The sequence below is a fragment of the Emcibacter nanhaiensis genome, assembly GCF_006385175.1.
GTDB classification, from domain to species: Bacteria; Pseudomonadota; Alphaproteobacteria; order Sphingomonadales; family Emcibacteraceae; genus Emcibacter; species Emcibacter nanhaiensis.
This window is the reverse complement of record NZ_VFIY01000004.1, coordinates 679,200-695,277: the sequence shown is the minus strand read 5'-3', so window position 1 is coordinate 695,277 and position 16,078 is coordinate 679,200. Positions and strand designations below refer to the sequence as shown.

Below are 16,078 nucleotides of genomic sequence, written 5' to 3'. Positions count from 1 at the left end.
CGGGGCCGTTTTGTTTTGGTTTAAACCCGACCTTCGTCGCGGTTTTTGTGGATGATCTGGCCTTCGGTGGGGGAACTCAGGTTCAGCTTCGGCTTCTTCTTGTCCAGCTTGGCGGTGACCCAGCCGTCGTTGAGCATCACTTCCAGCGCCTGCAGGGCGTGCTGCAGGCCGAGTTCCGGTGTGGCGGCGGCGCCGGTTTTGGCATAATGCTGCAGCAGGGCCCGGGCGATGTCGGCGATGTCGCTGTGTTGTTTCAGCACCTCGATCATCAGCGCGTAAAGACCAGTGACCACCAGCTTTTTGTTGCCGCGGTGATAACAGGTGAGGGTTTCTACCTTGCCGTCCTTATACTCCAGGCTGCGGCCTTCCCTGGCGCGGGTGAGATTGAGCTTGAACTTGTTGAATTTCGAGACCTGCCAGTCCAGGTCCTGGCCGGTAAACAGGCCGGTAATCTGCTTGACGCCGGCGAGGTCAAGGCCACCGAGTCCGGCCTGACCCTGAACATCACCGGTAAAGCCGCCGGTGCCGAGCCACTGGAACGCCTGCCTGGCGTCCAGCTTGAGACCGGCGTCTTTGGCGATTTCGCTGGTATATTCCTGCAGGTCGGTGAACTGGCCGTTGGCACTGTACCAGAAATCGGCAAAGCGGATATGCTGGTTGATGCGGGTTTTCTGGCTGTCTTCATAGAATTGTCTCAGGAACGCGGGATCGTCATAGCCGTCTTCCATGGCGAGGATGGAGTAGGCGGCTTCCCGGGCGCCGGAATGGGCGAGGGTCAGGCCCGCGGCCAGGATCGGATCGGCAAAGCCGCAGCATTCGCCGATCATGAACCAGTTTTCCCCGACCATGCGATCGGCGAGGAACGACCAGTCTTTGGTTGCCTTGACGTCGCCGTCCCGGCTGGCGTTGGCCGTCAGCTTGGCGATCAACGGTTCCTGGGCGAGGGCGTCGAGATAGAGCTCTTCCGTGCTGCCGCTCCAGCTCTTGGCATGGTCGGCAGGACAGATATAGCCGATGCTGGTGCGGGTGGGGCCGAGCGGAATAAACCAAATCCAGCCGGTGCCGATGCTCAGCACCTGCACCCTGGTGCCGCCGACGCCGATGGACACCGCCCATTCGGTATTGTTCCAGTAATCCCAGAAGGCCACGTTGCGCAGCTTGGTCGGGGCATGGGTCGTGACGCCGAGTGCGCGGCGCAGAATGCCGCTGTTGCCGGACGCGTCCATATAATATTTGGCTTCGACCATGTCGCCGCTGTCCAGTTCCAGCCCGGTGACCCGATCGCCTTGGTGCAGGATTTTGCTGACCTTGGTGTTCTGGCGCACGTCCGCGCCCAGTTCCGCGGCATGGTCGAGCAGGATCTGGTCATAGAGGGCGCGTTCCACCTGGAAGGCGGTCTGCAGGCGCTGGCCCCGGTATTTGGCCGGGCGCGGCTCGTCGGTGAACTGGTCGATGGGCAGAAATTCGAAATCCCACAGGTCGGGGCTGTTGCCCCAGCGGTAGGTGGCGCCGATCTTGATCGGGAAATTGGCCGCCTCGACCTTGTCCCAGCAACCCATTTCGTCGAGGATTTTGCTGATCGGTGGCAGCTGGCTTTCGCCCACATGCTCGCGCGGGAAGACCTCGCGTTCCAGCACCAGCACATTCAGGCCGGGATTATATTTTTTGAGCAGGCTCGCCGCCGTGCTGCCGGCCGGCCCGCCGCCGATGATGGCCACGTCACAGGTGATTTTACCCACTGATACTCTCCTCCGCTTTTTACTGTAGACTGTTCTAGCCGGATTTACTGAAAAATCCGTAAAGCGGACAACAGTTTCAGGTAAGTTCAATATGCTGTTTCAGGATCACCTCCGGTGACTGCAACACGCCACAGACATTTTTGTGCTCAAAATAATCATACCAGCCGGAGGCGGCGACTGCCTGCTCGAATTTCTCCGCAGCTTTCCGCTCCGTGCAGTCCCAGACGGAAAAGAAGTCAAAGGGGGCGCGGTGATCCACCTCTTCGGCAAAGCCGAAGCCTTTGCAGGTGACGCCCTGTTCGGCGAGCTGGGCGATGGCCGGGCCGAGCTTTTCCATAAACGCGGCCCGGTCACTCTCGCTTAATGCCCGCCAACTGTCTTTGATGTTCCACAGTTCGATGAAGGTATGCATCTGTCTTCCCCTTTAAATCCGTTTTCCGTAAATACTACAGAATTTAGACAGGGAAGGGACCACACGAAGGGGTGGGGGAAGCTAATTCAACACCCTTCTCAACGCCCCCAGGCACAATTCCACATTTTCCTGCCGCGCGCTATGGCCCATCAGGCCGAGGCGCCAGACCTTGCCGGCCAGCGCGCCGAGCCCGGCGCCGATTTCCAGGTTGAACTCCTCCAAGAGCCGCTTCCGGAGCGCGGCTTCGTCAGTGACGTGATCGGGTATTTTGACCGTGTTCAGTTGCGGCAGGCGGTAGTCCGGCTTGACCAATAGCTCGAGCCCCATGTCCTCGAGCCCGTCGCGCAGTTTTTCATGCATGGTCCGGTGCCGGGCCCAGGCTTCCTCCAGTCCTTCTTCCTTGAGGATACACAGGCTTTCATGCAGACCGTACATGGCATTGACCGGCGCGGTATGGTGATAGGTGCGCCCACCGGCGCCGTCCCAGTAATCCATCACCAAGCTGAGGTCAAGGAACCAGCTCTGTACTTTGGTCTTGCGGTTCCTGATCGCGTCCAGCGCCCGCTCGGAGAAGCTCACCGGGCTGAGGCCCGGCGGGCAGCTCAGGCACTTCTGGCTGCCGCTATAGACCGCATCGATGCCCCATTTGTCCACCTCCAGCGGGGTGCCGCCAAGCGAGGTCACCGCATCGACCACCGTCAGGCAGTCATGCTCCCGGGCGATCCGGCACAGGGTCTTTGCATCTGACGACACGCCGGTGGAGGTTTCCGCCTGGACGAACGCTACCAGTTTGGCGTCGGGATGGTCCTTGAGGGTTTCTTCCAGCAGCCCAGGATCCACCGGCTCGCCCCAGTCGCTTTCCACCACCACGGCGATGGCGCCGCAGCGTTCCACATTCTCGATCATGCGCCCGCCGAACACGCCGTTGCGGCAGACCACGGCCTTGTCGCCCGGCTCCAGCAGGTTGACGAAACAGCATTCCATGCCGGCCGAGCCCGGTGCGGACAGGGGAAAGGTGAGGGCGTTTTCAGTGCGGAAGGCATATTTGAGCAAGCCTTTGATGTCGTCCATCAGTCCCTGGAATGCGGGATCAAAATGGCCGATGGTGGGCTGGCTCATGGCCTCGAGAATACGCTCGGGCACATCGGACGGGCCGGGGCCCATCAGGGTTCTTTTCGGGGGGGTAAATACACTCATAAAATGACCTCATCTATATTTTAGGGTGAGTATGCCTTGCTGCTTTCAAAAGTGAAAGGGCGTGGGTAAAATAAACTTCATAATTATTTTCAGGAAGTTTGCCCGTTGGACCTTGACCCGGGCGCGGAAACATCGGATACCTGTCACACATCTAACGGGGAAGAATAGATGATAGATCAGGACCTTCTTGAGCCCGAGCGCAAGAGGAAAAAGAAAAAAAAGAAGAATAAGAAAAAAAAGAAACTGAAGCAGGAACTGCTTCAGCACGGCCCCGAGCTTGTCCAGGAAGTCGTCCGCGCCATTGAGGAAGAAGACATTGAGGTCCTTGACGAGGTTGTCGAGGCGCTCCATTCCGCCGACCTGGCCGATCTGTTTGAACAGCTGACCACCGAAGACCGCGCCGCCCTGGTTTCCCACCTGGGTGAGGAACTTGATCCGGATGTGCTGACCGAGCTGGACGAGGTCGCCCGTGACCATGTGATCACGGAAATGCAAGACCAGCATGTGGTCAAGGCCATTTCCGAACTGGAAACCGACGACGCCATCCACCTGCTGGAAGACCTGGACGAGGATGAACAGCGCAAGATCCTTGATGCGCTGCCGGAGGATGACCGGCGGGCGGTTGAGGAGGGCCTGTCCTATCCCGAGGAAAGTGCCGGGCGCCTGCTGCAGAAAAAGCTGATCGCCGTGCCCAGCCTGTGGTCAGTAGGCAAGGTGATCGATTTCCTGCGCGAGGAATCTTCCCTGCCGGAAGATTTTTACGAGATCTTCGTGGTCGATCCGCTGCATCACCCGATCGGCACCGTGCGGCTCAGTCATCTGCTGCGCTCTGGCCGTGAGGTACTGGTCAGCGATATCATGGATACCGATCCCAAGGTGGTGCCGGTGGACATGGACCAGGAAGAAGTGGCCTTTCTGTTCCGGCAGTATGACCTGACCTCCATGGGGGTTGTCGACCAGAACGGCCGGTTGATCGGTATGATTACAGTGGATGACGTGGTTGACGTGATCGATGAAGAAGTGCAGGAGGACATTCTGCGCATGGCCGGGGTGCAGGACACCGACATTCTGGAAACTGTCTGGGAAGCGTCCCGCAACCGGATCATGTGGCTGGTGGTCAATCTGGGGACCGCCTTGCTGGCCTCGACCGTGATTGCCCAGTTCGATGCCACCATTGAACAGATGGTGGCCCTGGCTATCCTGATGCCGATTGTCGCCTCACTCGGCGGCAATGCGGGCAACCAGGCCATGACGGTGGCGGTTCGGGCGCTGGCGACCAAGGAGCTGACGCCGTCCAACGCGATGAGGGTGGTGACCCGTGAATTGTCGATCGGCCTGCTCAACGGCAGCGCGTTGGCGGTTCTGATCGGCGGGCTTACTGCAATATGGTTCAAGAATCCGGAACTGGGCGGGGTGATTGCCCTGGCCATGGTGGTCAATGTGATCGTCGCCGGTCTCGCCGGTATTATGGTGCCGCTGACCCTGGAAAAAATGAAGGTCGACCCGGCCTTGGCCAGTACGGTGCTGGTGACGGCGATTACCGATGTGATCGGTTTCCTGGCCTTCCTCGGTTTCGCCGCTTTCTTCCTGCTCTGAGGTCGCCGTGAGTGTTCATCTTCTGAAGCTCTGCGTTGGCATCGACTCCATTGAACATCTGATCGAAGTGCGGAAAGGCCGCGAGCAACGACTGCCGGACGGCCGCCCCTATAATTACCATATCACCCGTTTTGCTCCGAAGCGGGCGGAGGAGGTGCTGGACGGCGGCTCGCTCTACTGGATCATCAAGGGCTTTGTCCAGGTGCGGCAACGGATCATCGGCTTCGAGCCGGTGGAAACCGACAACGGCACCAAATGTAAAATCATCATGGACACGAAGCTGGTACGGACAGAAAGCCAGCCGCGACGGCCGCACCAGGGCTGGCGTTATCTGGAGTCGGCAGACGCGCCGCGGGATTTGCCGGACGGCGTGAGCGCGGACGACCTGCCGCCGGCGTTGCGCCGCGACCTGCAGGACCTTGGCCTGATTTAGGGGAGGCTGATCTTACCGGTATTCAGACCTTAAGGCCGGCGGCTTCGACGCCGGCGATGGCGCAGGCCTCATCATTATCGGAAGTATCGCCGGACACGCCGATGGCGCCGATCATGGCGCCGTCTTGGTCCCGGATCAGCACCCCGCCCGGGGCGGCCACAAGATTGCCGTCAGCGAGGATCTGGGCGGAATTCAGGATTTCCGGGATGCTCGGTTTTATCTCGCCGAGCTGGCGGGAAGAAATGCCGAACTGGGTGCAGCTGTAGGCCTTGGCCCGGGACAGTTTGACCAGCAGGTCGCTGGCGCCGTCCTGACGCTGGAGGGCGACAATCTGCCCGGCGGCATCGACCACGGAAACGGCGAGCGGGTTGAGGCCCATTTCCGCCGCTTTGTTCAGGGTTTCGGCCAGCACTTGGTTGGCCTGCTCGAGGGTGATCTTGCTCACTCGTTTTCTCCCGTATTACTCTATTTTGGCTCGATGGCCATGTTGTCGATCAGGCGTGTGGCGCCGAGGATGGCGGCGACCAGCACCCGGGCCGGTTTTGTAATCTCGGCGACCAGTTGCAGGGTCTTGGCATCGCGCACTTCCAGATACTGGACTTCGTTGAACCCGACCTCCAGCAGATGTTGCTTACCCTGTGCCGTGGCGTCGGCAACAGAAGTGCGGCCGGCCTCCAGGTCGTCTACGATCTTTTTCAGGGTGCGGTTGATCTCGAGCGCGATGGTGCGCTGTTCCGGCGACAGGTAGACATTGCGGGAGGAGGTGGCGAGGCCGTCCTCGTCGCGGATCAGTTTGCCGGACACCACTTGCACCGGAATATCCAGGTCCCTGACCAGTTTTTTCAGTACCGCCAGCTGCTGGAAGTCTTTCTCGCCAAAAATGGCCATATCGGGCAGGCACTGCAGCAGCAGCTTGGTAACCACTGTGGTCACCCCGTCAAAATGGCCGGGCCGGCTGGCGCCGCAAAGAACTTCCGTCATGCCGGCAATGGAGACAGTGGTCAGGAAACCCTCCGGGTACATTTCTTCCACGGTCGGGGCATAGAGCAGTTCCACACCGGCCTCGGTGAGTTTTTCCGCATCCAGCTTTTCCTGCCGGGGATATTTGTCCAAATCCTCACTGGGCCCGAACTGCTTGGGATTGACGAAAATGCTGACCACCATCCGGTCGCAATCTTTCTGGAGTTGCTTGACCAGGGAAATATGGCCGTGGTGCAGCGCGCCCATGGTCGGGACCAGTCCCACTTTAAGGCCCTGCTGTTTCCATTCACTCACCTGTTGGCGCAGCTCTTTTACTGTTCTGACGATTTTTAGGGGCTCAGACGGCATGACTTCCTCTTTACATAGCCTGATTATTAGCTTGGGGTCGCTTGTAGACGGGCGCGGTCGAAATCCCGCAGCCGGTTAACGCGCATGATATCCTTCAGGGTGATGACATATTCCATACCGCGTTCGGAATATTTATCCAGCGTTTCCACCAGCTTGTGAATATCCAGATGCCCGTTTTGGGTCTGGCGGGCGCGTTCGTCACGAAATTTGCGATAGGCCCGGTGGGTGTTCAGGTTGTGGACATAGCCGAATACGGCCTCGATGGCGTTGGGAAAGCTTTTTATTTTGTGGTTTTTGCCGTCATCCCGCTGTTCCGGGACAAGGCCGTCTGTGCCCCAGGTCCATTGGCCATAGAGGGCATTGCCCTGTTGGGCAAAGCGCGAGGTTCCCCAACCGCTCTCGATTGCCGCCTGGGTGAGGGCGAGCGATGGCGGGACCACGTTGATCCTTTTCCGAAGGGCGTAGAGGTCCTCGGTATTCATTTTATACTGGCGCTGTTTGCGTTGAATCCAGTGCAGCTCCGATGTGCTGGGCACCGTGCCGACCTCGATCTTGCGAATGATTCTTTCCAGCTTCTGCCGGTCGGCGAGGATGGTTTCATTGACCTTCAGAATCAGCGGCAACAGGGTGGAAATAAAGAGCTTTTTCCGTTCCCTGACACTGGACATTGCAGCCAGTTCCGGGGGGAGATCGGCCAGATAAAGCCGCGGGACGCCGGCGATGCCGCGACGGACCGGCCCCAGGTCATAACCATAAGCGGCAAAAAACCTGATGGCGCTGGTGTTTTCGGGGAGCTTTAAATTTTTGACCAAAGTGACTGGCGCCAAATGGTTTCTGCTGCGGTTCACCTGATCAACGGCCAGAGTCAACGGAATTATCACAAAAAACACTATTGCATTGACTGTCAGAATAGTGTTTCTGATAAAGCTTCTGGAACGTTTTATGGAACCTGATGGCATTCGTTCGGGCCTGTCATAATTGCTCTAACCATATGCTTTTAATACTATATAGTTCCATGTTGGCGGGAATGCCAGACTCTCTGCTCAAATAACAGTAACATGCAGAGTCTGAGGCGGGATATTGTAACTTGGTAGAGGTCTGTTGGGCCTTGTAAGGGGAAATTATGGTACAGGAAAGTCCAGCGAGGAAAACCACCGGCGCACATGTGATCGTGGTTGGCAATGAAAAGGGCGGATCGGGCAAGTCGACGACAGCCATGCATGTGGTCGTCAGTTTGCTGAAAAAAGGATTCTCCGTCGCCGTCCTCGATCTGGACGCCCGCCAGAAATCCCTGGCCCGTTATCTGGAAAACCGTCAGAACTATGCCGAACAACACAACCTTAAACTGACCATGCCCGAGGTTCATGTGGTGCCCAAGTCCACTCTGGCCACCAAGGAAGAAATGGACGCCGACGAGATCGAGCGTTTCAACGGCGTGATGGATGGCTTGCGGGGGACAATGGATTTTATCCTGATTGATTGTCCCGGGAGCGACTCCCATCTGTCCCGTATCGCCCATGCGGCTGCCGACACCCTGATTACGCCGATCAACGACAGTTTTGTCGATCTCGATCTTCTGGCCCAGGTCAACCCGGACAATTTCAAGGTGGAGAAACTGAGCCTCTATAGTGAAATGGTCTGGGACGCCAAGAAACGCCGGGCACTGGCGGATCGCGGCAACATCGACTGGATTGTCATGCGCAACCGGACCTCTGCCCTTGACGCGAAAAACAAGCGCCGCGTCCACAAGGCGCTGAAGGAACTGGAAAAGCGGGTCAACTTCCGCTACGTGGCCGGGCTCGGCGAGCGCGTGATCTACCGCGAGATGTTTCCCAAGGGACTGACGCTTGTGGATTTTCGCGATGCGGACAGCGACAAGATGACCATGTCCCATGTGGCGGCCCGCCAGGAAATCCGCCGCCTGATGGATGACCTTAAACTGCCCGGCTGGAATGAAAGTGCTGCTGCGGCAGCAGAATAGGACGGTGCATGCCCCAGCTCCTTCTGATTATCGGCCTGATTATCCTGGTCTTCGTCGCCGTAAATTATTTCAAGCAGGCTGATCCGAAAAAACTGGCAACTCTTTCCCGCTATGTGGTGGCCGCCGTCCTGGCCGGTCTCGGTTTGTTTATTCTTCTGCGGGGTAATGTCTATGTGGCGCTGGTCCTGGCGACCGGCGCCGTGCTGGCCTGGCAGGGTACCCTGTGGAACTATCTCGCCGGCCGGGCCGGGAAAAACGGCGGCAATACGTCGGAAACCAACAGGCGTTCAGGGCGGCCGTCCATGGCCCGGGAAGAGGCGCTCGAAGTGCTCGGCCTCAAGGGTCATCCCACTGTAACGGAAATTAAAGAAGCTCATCATAAACTGATCCGGAAGATTCATCCGGACCAGGGCGGTTCCGATTATCTGGCCATGAAAATAAACGATGCCAGGGATGTCCTTCTGAACGAATATAAATGACAGGAAAATGACGACAGATGGCCCATTCATTCAATCCGACGGTTTTGCGGGAATATGATATCCGGGGTATCGTGGGGGATACCATCAAAGAGCAAGATGCAGAGGCGCTCGGCCGCGCGTTTGGTACACTGGTGCGGCGCAACGGCGGCCGCAAGGTGTGTGTCGGCTATGACGGGCGACTGAGTTCTCCTTCATTGGAAAAAGCATTGGTCAGCGGATTGCTGGCGACCGGCCTGGATGTGATCCGGGTGGGCCGGGGACCGACGCCGATGTTGTATTACTCCGTCTTTGAACTTGATGCCGACGGCGGCATCATGATCACCGGCTCCCACAACCCACCGGACTATAACGGGTTTAAAATGATGATCGGCAAGGAATCCTGCTTCGGCGAACGGATTCAGGAAATCGGCCGTCTGAGCGCCGCAGGCGATCTGGAGAGCGGTGAGGGAACCGCGGCCGACGAGGAAATTTTCGATCGCTATGTGGAGCGGATCCTGTCTGACGTGGATATGGAGAGCCTTGCGCGGGCCGACCTGACGGTGGCCTGGGATACCGGTAACGGGGCCGCCGGCGAAGTGGTCGAGGCGGTGATCAATCGCCTGCCCGGGGAACATATCCTGATCAACGGTGATATTGACGGCACCTTTCCGGCGCATCACCCGGACCCGACGGTGGAGGAGAACCTGGTTCAGCTCCAGGACTGTGTGGCAGAGGAACAGTGCGACCTGGGCCTGGCCTTTGACGGCGACGGGGACCGCATCGGCGCTGTGGACAGCGCCGGACGGATTGTCTGGGGTGACCAGCTTCTGGCCATCCTGAGCCGGGAAGTGCTGGAGGACCAGCCGGGCGCCACCATCATTGCCGATGTAAAAGCCAGCCAGGTGCTGTTCGACCATATCGCCGCCAGCGGCGGCAAGCCGCTGATGTGGAAAACCGGGCACAGCCTGATCAAGAGCAAAATGCACGAAACCGGTGCCCCCCTGGCCGGGGAGATGAGCGGTCATATCTTTTTCAAGCATAAATTCTACGGCTTTGATGACGCCATATATGTGGCCCTGCGGTTGCTCAACGAAGTGGCGCGCACACGTGGCGGCCTCAAGGCCCTGAAGGACAAGCTGCCGCAGGTGATCAATACTCCTGAACTCCGCTTTCCCTGCAGCGAGGAGCGCAAGTTCGATATCGTGCCCGAAGTACACAAGCGGCTGAAGGAAGCCGGCGCCGACGTCAACGATACCGACGGCGTGAGGGTAAATACCGAGGATGGCTGGTGGCTGTTGCGGCCGTCCAACACCCAGGATGTTCTGGTCGCCAGGTGCGAAGGCCGGGATGAGGCTGCGCTCGAGCGCCTGAAGGAAGCGCTTGCGGATCAGCTGCGGGCCAGCGGCATAGAACCGCCAGCCATGTAAACTAATTCCCAATTGTCTGAGGAAACCAAGTGCTGAGGCCGTTTCGGGAAAAAGAAGCGGCCTTCTTCATTGCGCTTGCGTGAAAAAAATATTGCAATGCACAAAATGCTCTTGACATCAATTTCAAAAAATATATATTGAGGATATGTTGCAGCGCACAAAACAGTAATATGTTGTAACATCCCGGTGAGAGTAAGGCTTCCGGGTGTGATGCGTGAACAAATTGGGTTAAGACACTATTATTCGGTTAAGGATATAAACATGACCACTGCCAAGAAAACCACATCTTCCAAAAAAGCTGAAGATGCCGCTACAGAAAGCATCAAAGCTGCACAGGAAACCGTTCAGAAAGCTGTAGAGACCGGCAAAGAAAATATCGAGAAAGCCGTCAAAGCCGGCACTGAGACTGTACAGAAAAACATCGAAAAGACCGTCGAGCTGTCCAAAAAGCAGATGGAAGACGCGACCAAGTCCTATGACGACGCCATTGCCTTCAGCAAAGAAAACTTTGAAGCTGTTATGGCTGCCGGCAACGCTGCTGTGAAAGCCGCCGAAACTGTAAACGGTGAAATTGCTTCCGCTGCCAAGAAAGTCATGGAAGAAAATGTTGAAGCCATGAAGTCTCTGATGGCTGCCAAATCCCCGGCTGATTTCTTTGAAATCCAGGCCAGCCTGATGAAAAGCCGCTACGACGAAATGGTTGCAGAGAGCACTCGTCTGAACGAAGTAGCAACCAAAGCCACAGGCGAAGTGATGGAACCTCTGAAAGCACGTTATGAAGCCGTTGCTGAAAAACTGAACCTGCCGCTGGCTGGCTAATCAGATTTTTCTACTGAGGAATTAAGGCCCGGTTTCCCCGGGCCTTTTTTTATTTGTGCACGTTATATTTCAACGAATAGGTGATTCCATTTACTGTTCGTTAATGCTATAAATTTTACTATTCTAGGATCGATTTTGAGTGATTTTTTATCTTCTTGTATCTTTAAAACCCGTTTCATCGTTCTAACTAGAATATAGTAACCAAAGTGTTTGATGCGATTGGCCAATGAGCGACGAGAACAAGGACGGACAGGGGAATACCGAAACAGGTATTCTGACAAAGACATCGCCGAAGACAAAGAAACCTTCTTTGTACAAGGTCCTGATGCTGAATGACGATTACACGCCCATGGATTTTGTGGTTCACGTACTGCAAACCATTTTCGGCAAGAATGAAACCGAAGCAGTACAAATTATGCTTCAGGTTCACCAGAAAGGGGTTGGAGTGTGTGGCGTATATAGTTTTGAAGTAGCGGAAACCAAGGTGAATAAGGTGGTCGATTATGCTCGCCGAAACCAACATCCGCTGCAGTGTACGCTGGAAAAGGAATAGTAAGCAGTATTGACCATACTTTGAAGATAGGAAATCATCGTGCCGACATTTTCACCTAACCTGGAACGGACTTTACATCGCGCCATCAGCGAGGCCAACAGTCGCAATCATGAATTTGCCACGTTGGAACATCTGCTGCTCGGGCTGCTGGATGACCAGGATGCAGTGGCGGTGCTTCGGGCCTGCGATGTCAACATCCCGCAGCTCCGCGCCGAAATCAAAGCCTATCTCGATGTCGAACTGAAAAATATCGTTACCGATAGCGACGAGGATGCCTCGCCAACCGCCGGTTTCCAGCGGGTGATCCAGCGCGCCATCCTGCATGTCCAGAGTTCCGGCCGGGAAGAAGTGACCGGCGCCAATGTCTTGGTCGGGCTGTTTTCCGAACGGGAAAGCCATGCGGTTTATTTCCTGCAACAGCATGACATGACCCGCCTCGATGCGGTGAGCTATATTTCCCACGGTCTGGCCAAATCGGCCCAGCACAGCGATCCCCGTCCGCCCAGCGGCGCCGAAGATGAGGAAATGATCGACGAAGCCATGGGCGATACGGCGCTCGACAAATATTGTGTCGACCTGAACCAGAAAGCCCGGGACGGCAAGATCGATCCGCTGATCGGCCGCGACGACGAAATCAACCGCACCATCCAGGTGCTGTGCCGCCGCTCCAAAAACAACCCGCTCTATGTGGGCGATCCCGGTGTGGGCAAAACCGCGATTGCCGAGGGCCTGGCCCGGCGCATTGTGGAAAAGGACGTGCCGGATGTGCTGGAGACGGCGACCATCTACAGCCTGGACATGGGCGCGCTTCTGGCCGGTACCCGCTACCGCGGCGATTTTGAGGAACGCCTGAAGACAGTGATCCGCGAAGTGGAAGAGCATGACGGCGCGATCCTGTTTATTGACGAGATCCACACCATTATCGGGGCAGGGGCCACCAGCGGCGGCGCCATGGACGCCTCCAACCTGCTGAAACCGGCCCTGGCCAGCGGCGCCCTGCGCTGTATCGGTTCCACAACCTACAAGGAATTCCGCTCCTATTTCGAAAAGGACCGCGCCCTGCTGCGCCGGTTCCAGAAAATCGATGTGGTCGAACCGACCATCCAGGAAACCAAGGATATCCTCAAGGGGCTGAAAAAATATTTCGAAGAGCATCATGACGTGAAATATTCCGACGACGTGATTGATGCCGCTGTGGAGCTGTCCGCCCGCTATATCAACGAGCGCAAGATGCCCGACAAGGCCATTGATGTGATCGACGAGGTTGGCGCTTCTCAGAAGCTGCTGCCGTCGGCCAAGCGCAAGAAAGTGATTACTGTCGAGGATGTGGAGAATGTGGTCTCCAAAATGGCCCGCATTCCCCCGAAATCAGTGTCCAAGGACGATATGGCCATCCTAAAGAGCCTGGAGACCGACCTCAAGCGTGTGGTCTTTGGCCAGGACAAGGCCATCGAAGTGCTGGCCGATGCCATCAAGCTGAGCCGGGCCGGTCTGCGCGAAGGCGACAAGCCGATCGGTTGTTACCTCTTCAGCGGCCCGACCGGGGTCGGCAAGACCGAAGTCACCAAACAGCTGGCCGGCCTGCTGGGCGTGGAGCTGCATCGGTTCGACATGTCCGAATATATGGAGCGCCATAGTGTGTCCCGCCTGATCGGCGCGCCGCCGGGCTACGTGGGCTATGACCAGGGCGGCCTGCTGACCGATGCCGTGGACCAGTCGCCCCATTGTGTGCTTCTGCTGGACGAGATCGAGAAAGCCCATCCGGACCTGTTCAATATCCTGTTGCAGGTGATGGATCACGGCAAGCTCACTGACAGCAACGGCAAGAAGATCGATTTCCGCAACGTGGTGTTGGTGATGACCACCAACGCCGGCGCGACCGAGATGAGCAAGGAAGCCATCGGTTTCGGCTCCAGTGTCCGCGAAGGTGATGACGAGGAAGCCATCAAGCGCCTGTTCACCCCGGAATTCCGCAACCGCCTGGACGCCATTGTGCCGTTCTCCTCATTGCCGCCGGACGTGATCAACCGGGTTGTCGACAAATTTATCCTGGAGCTGGAAATGCAGCTTGAAGACCGCCAGGTCCACATCGAGCTCACCCCGGCTGCCCGTACCTGGCTCGCCGACAAGGGCTATGACCGCCATTATGGCGCCCGGCCGCTGAAACGGGTGATCCAGGAGCACATCAAGAAACCGCTGGCCAACGAACTGCTGTTCGGCAAGCTGGTCGGCGGCGGCGATGTCACCGTCCGGGTCAAGGACGGCGAGCTCAGCTTCGACATTGTACCTGGCAACCTGCTGCCCAAACCCACTGGCGGCGCCGACAAGCCGGAAGAGCTGGTCAAATAGGACACTGCACGATCAAACCGATTAAAGGGACAGGATTAACCGCCTGTCCCTTTTTTATTTTCTGATATCCCAATCGCAATTCACCCTAGGTTAAGTTTGACCCTGCTAAAGATAGAAGATATCCTTCGGGCGAGGGTAGTGAGAGGAGATATCCGATGAAGACGAAATCATTCATTCTGGCACTGGTGCTGGCAATGGGAAGCATTGCCGGGGTCGCCGCAGCTGCCGAAGACGGGGCAGAAAAGCCCGCCGCGGAAGAACCTGAAGCACTTGCCAAATACGAACGGACCGGAGATGTGCGGAAATGCGTTCCCATAAGCTTCATCGACCATACCCAGGTTCTGGACGACCAGCATATTCTCTTCCATATGAAGGGCAAGAAGATCTACCTCAACAAGCTGCCGCGCCGCTGCCCGCGTCTCGGATTTGAGAAATCCTTCGCCTACAAGGTCAGCATCAACCAGCTTTGCAATGTGGACATTATCACCGTGTTCGATAACACTTCAGGCATCCCGGGGCCGAGTTGCGGCCTTGGCGATTTTGAAGAAGTGAAGAAGAAAGAACAACCCGAAGAGGGCGGCGCTCAGGAGTAAGTCTGTCCGGCCTTTTCTGTTCAGCCTTTTTTGAACGGGGTGAAATGTTCCAGAAAGTCCATTTCACCTTCCACCTGGCCCCGTTCCTGGCGCAGGAAACGATCTATCGCCTCGCGGAAGCTTTCATCGCCAATCCAGTGCGCGCTATAGGTCTTTGACGGCACATAGCCTCGGGCCAGTTTATGTTCGCCCTGTGCGCCGGCCTCCACCTTGGCAAGGTCCTTCTCAATGGCATAGTCGATGGCCTGGTAGTAGCAGACCTCGAAATGCAGGAAGCGATGATCTTCTATGGCCCCCCAGTAGCGGCCATACAGTGTATCATCGCCCACCAGGTTCAGCGCCCCGGCCATATAGTGACCGGCGCGCCGGCACATGACCAGCAGGATCCGGTCCGCGAGGCTCTCCCCGAGCCGGCTGAAAAACTCCCGGTTGAGGTAGGGCCGTCCCCATTTGCGGTTGGCCGTATCCATATAGAAGCTGAAATAATGGTCCCAGTGCTCCTCTGTGATCTCTTTACCAGTCAGTCGCTCGATGGTGACGCCGCCCGAGAGCGCTTCCCGGCGTTCCTTGCGGATATTCTTGCGCTTGCGCGACGAGAGGGCGGCGAGAAAGTCGTCAAAGCTCTGATAACCGTCATTGAGCCAGTGGAACTGCTGGTCCTGGCGTTGCAGCATGCCGCAGTCGGCCATCAGCTGCCACTCGTCTTCCGGCGCGAAGGTGACATGCAGGGAGGACAGGTCCAGGTCCTGGCAGCGCTGGATCGCGGCCCGGGTCAGCAGGCGGCCGGTCTCCTGCCGGTCCGCGGCCGGATGCACCATCAGCCGCGGGCTGGTGACCGGGCTGAAGGGGACGGAGCTCTGCAGTTTGGGATAATAACGCCCGCCGGCGCGCTCGTAAGCGTTGGCCCAGCTGTGGTCAAAGACATATTCGCCGTAGGAATGGCTTTTCAGATACAGCGGCATGACCCCGATGACCCGGTCATTATCCTCAATAATGATGTGCTGGCCGAGCCAGCCGGTCTCGGCCGTGGCGCAGCCGCTGGCTTCCAGCGCCCGGAGGAATTCATGGGAAACAAAGGGGTTGTGGCCGCTGTCCGCCTGCAGGGCGCAGGCGTTCCAGCTTTCGGCATCGATCTTGGAAAGACTGTCGATAATGCGGACGGTGGCCATAGGGTATCGTCTTTCCTATCCTA

At 57.3% G+C, this 16,078-nt stretch carries 16 protein-coding genes; 9 read left to right on the top strand and 7 right to left on the bottom strand.

Going from position 1 to position 16,078, the window contains the following annotated elements:
* Window positions 1–20: 20 nt before the first annotated feature.
* The 3 genes from FIV46_RS03705 to FIV46_RS03695 form a co-directional block, all read right to left on the bottom strand.
* Window positions 21–1,739: an NAD(P)/FAD-dependent oxidoreductase gene (locus FIV46_RS03705; protein WP_181163042.1), complete on the bottom strand. Its 1,719-nt coding sequence runs from the start codon at window positions 1,737–1,739 to the stop codon at window positions 21–23.
* A 76-nt stretch (window positions 1,740–1,815) separates the two neighbouring features.
* Window positions 1,816–2,151 (bottom strand): DUF6616 family protein, encoded by a 336-nt coding sequence (locus tag FIV46_RS03700; RefSeq protein WP_139938494.1) that lies wholly within the window; start codon window positions 2,149–2,151, stop codon window positions 1,816–1,818.
* Between the two features lie 81 nt (window positions 2,152–2,232).
* Window positions 2,233–3,348, bottom strand: coding sequence for a pyridoxal-phosphate-dependent aminotransferase family protein (locus tag FIV46_RS03695; RefSeq protein WP_139938492.1), 1,116 nt, complete (start codon window positions 3,346–3,348; stop codon window positions 2,233–2,235).
* 168 nt (window positions 3,349–3,516) lie between these two features.
* On the opposite strand from FIV46_RS03695, the gene mgtE reads away from it, so the two are divergent.
* Window positions 3,517–4,944, top strand: a complete 1,428-nt coding sequence (mgtE, locus tag FIV46_RS03690) for a magnesium transporter (protein ID WP_139938490.1) — start codon at window positions 3,517–3,519, stop codon at window positions 4,942–4,944.
* A 7-nt stretch (window positions 4,945–4,951) separates the two neighbouring features.
* Window positions 4,952–5,377 carry a DUF1489 family protein gene (locus FIV46_RS03685; protein ID WP_139938488.1) on the top strand — a complete coding sequence of 142 codons (426 nt, stop codon included), beginning with the start codon at window positions 4,952–4,954 and terminating at the stop codon, window positions 5,375–5,377.
* Window positions 5,378–5,399: 22 nt separating this feature from the next.
* Here FIV46_RS03685 and FIV46_RS03680 read toward each other — a convergent pair whose 3' ends face one another.
* The 3 genes from FIV46_RS03680 to FIV46_RS03670 are packed head-to-tail and all read right to left on the bottom strand — an operon-like array spanning window position 5,400 to window position 7,518.
* Entirely contained in the window at window positions 5,400–5,822 is a 423-nt protein-coding gene (locus FIV46_RS03680) for a GlcG/HbpS family heme-binding protein (RefSeq protein WP_139938486.1), read from the bottom strand.
* 20 nt (window positions 5,823–5,842) lie between these two features.
* On the bottom strand, window positions 5,843–6,706 hold the full coding sequence (gene panC / locus FIV46_RS03675) for a pantoate--beta-alanine ligase (RefSeq protein WP_139938484.1): 864 nt from the start codon (window positions 6,704–6,706) through the stop codon (window positions 5,843–5,845).
* Between the two features lie 26 nt (window positions 6,707–6,732).
* Window positions 6,733–7,518, bottom strand: coding sequence for a glucosaminidase domain-containing protein (locus tag FIV46_RS03670; protein ID WP_181163041.1), 786 nt, complete (start codon window positions 7,516–7,518; stop codon window positions 6,733–6,735).
* Between the two features lie 311 nt (window positions 7,519–7,829).
* On the opposite strand from FIV46_RS03670, the gene FIV46_RS03665 reads away from it, so the two are divergent.
* The 7 genes from FIV46_RS03665 to FIV46_RS03635 all read left to right on the top strand — a co-directional run bounded on the left by FIV46_RS03665 (window position 7,830) and on the right by FIV46_RS03635 (window position 14,886).
* Entirely contained in the window at window positions 7,830–8,687 is an 858-nt protein-coding gene (locus FIV46_RS03665; RefSeq protein ID WP_139938480.1) for a division plane positioning ATPase MipZ, read from the top strand.
* A gap of 8 nt (window positions 8,688–8,695) precedes the next feature.
* Window positions 8,696–9,166, top strand: a complete 471-nt coding sequence (locus tag FIV46_RS03660; protein WP_139938478.1) for a J domain-containing protein — start codon at window positions 8,696–8,698, stop codon at window positions 9,164–9,166.
* Window positions 9,167–9,183: 17 nt separating this feature from the next.
* Window positions 9,184–10,572 (top strand): phosphoglucomutase/phosphomannomutase PgmG, encoded by a 1,389-nt coding sequence (gene pgmG / locus FIV46_RS03655; RefSeq protein WP_139938476.1) that lies wholly within the window; start codon window positions 9,184–9,186, stop codon window positions 10,570–10,572.
* A gap of 261 nt (window positions 10,573–10,833) precedes the next feature.
* Entirely contained in the window at window positions 10,834–11,391 is a 558-nt protein-coding gene (locus tag FIV46_RS03650; protein WP_181163040.1) for a phasin family protein, read from the top strand.
* A 226-nt stretch (window positions 11,392–11,617) separates the two neighbouring features.
* The gene (clpS, locus tag FIV46_RS03645) at window positions 11,618–11,944 is read left to right on the top strand and encodes an ATP-dependent Clp protease adapter ClpS (RefSeq protein ID WP_139938472.1); all 327 of its coding nucleotides are present in this window, start codon (window positions 11,618–11,620) and stop codon (window positions 11,942–11,944) included.
* Window positions 11,945–11,983: 39 nt separating this feature from the next.
* Window positions 11,984–14,293, top strand: coding sequence for an ATP-dependent Clp protease ATP-binding subunit ClpA (clpA, locus tag FIV46_RS03640; protein WP_139938470.1), 2,310 nt, complete (start codon window positions 11,984–11,986; stop codon window positions 14,291–14,293).
* Window positions 14,294–14,448: 155 nt separating this feature from the next.
* Complete coding sequence (locus tag FIV46_RS03635) at window positions 14,449–14,886, top strand: DUF6491 family protein (RefSeq protein ID WP_139938468.1); 438 nt, start codon at window positions 14,449–14,451, stop codon at window positions 14,884–14,886.
* 20 nt (window positions 14,887–14,906) lie between these two features.
* Here the strand turns inward: FIV46_RS03635 and FIV46_RS03630 are convergent, their stop codons facing one another.
* Window positions 14,907–16,055 (bottom strand): GNAT family N-acetyltransferase, encoded by a 1,149-nt coding sequence (locus FIV46_RS03630; RefSeq protein WP_139938466.1) that lies wholly within the window; start codon window positions 16,053–16,055, stop codon window positions 14,907–14,909.
* Window positions 16,056–16,078 lie beyond the last annotated feature (23 nt).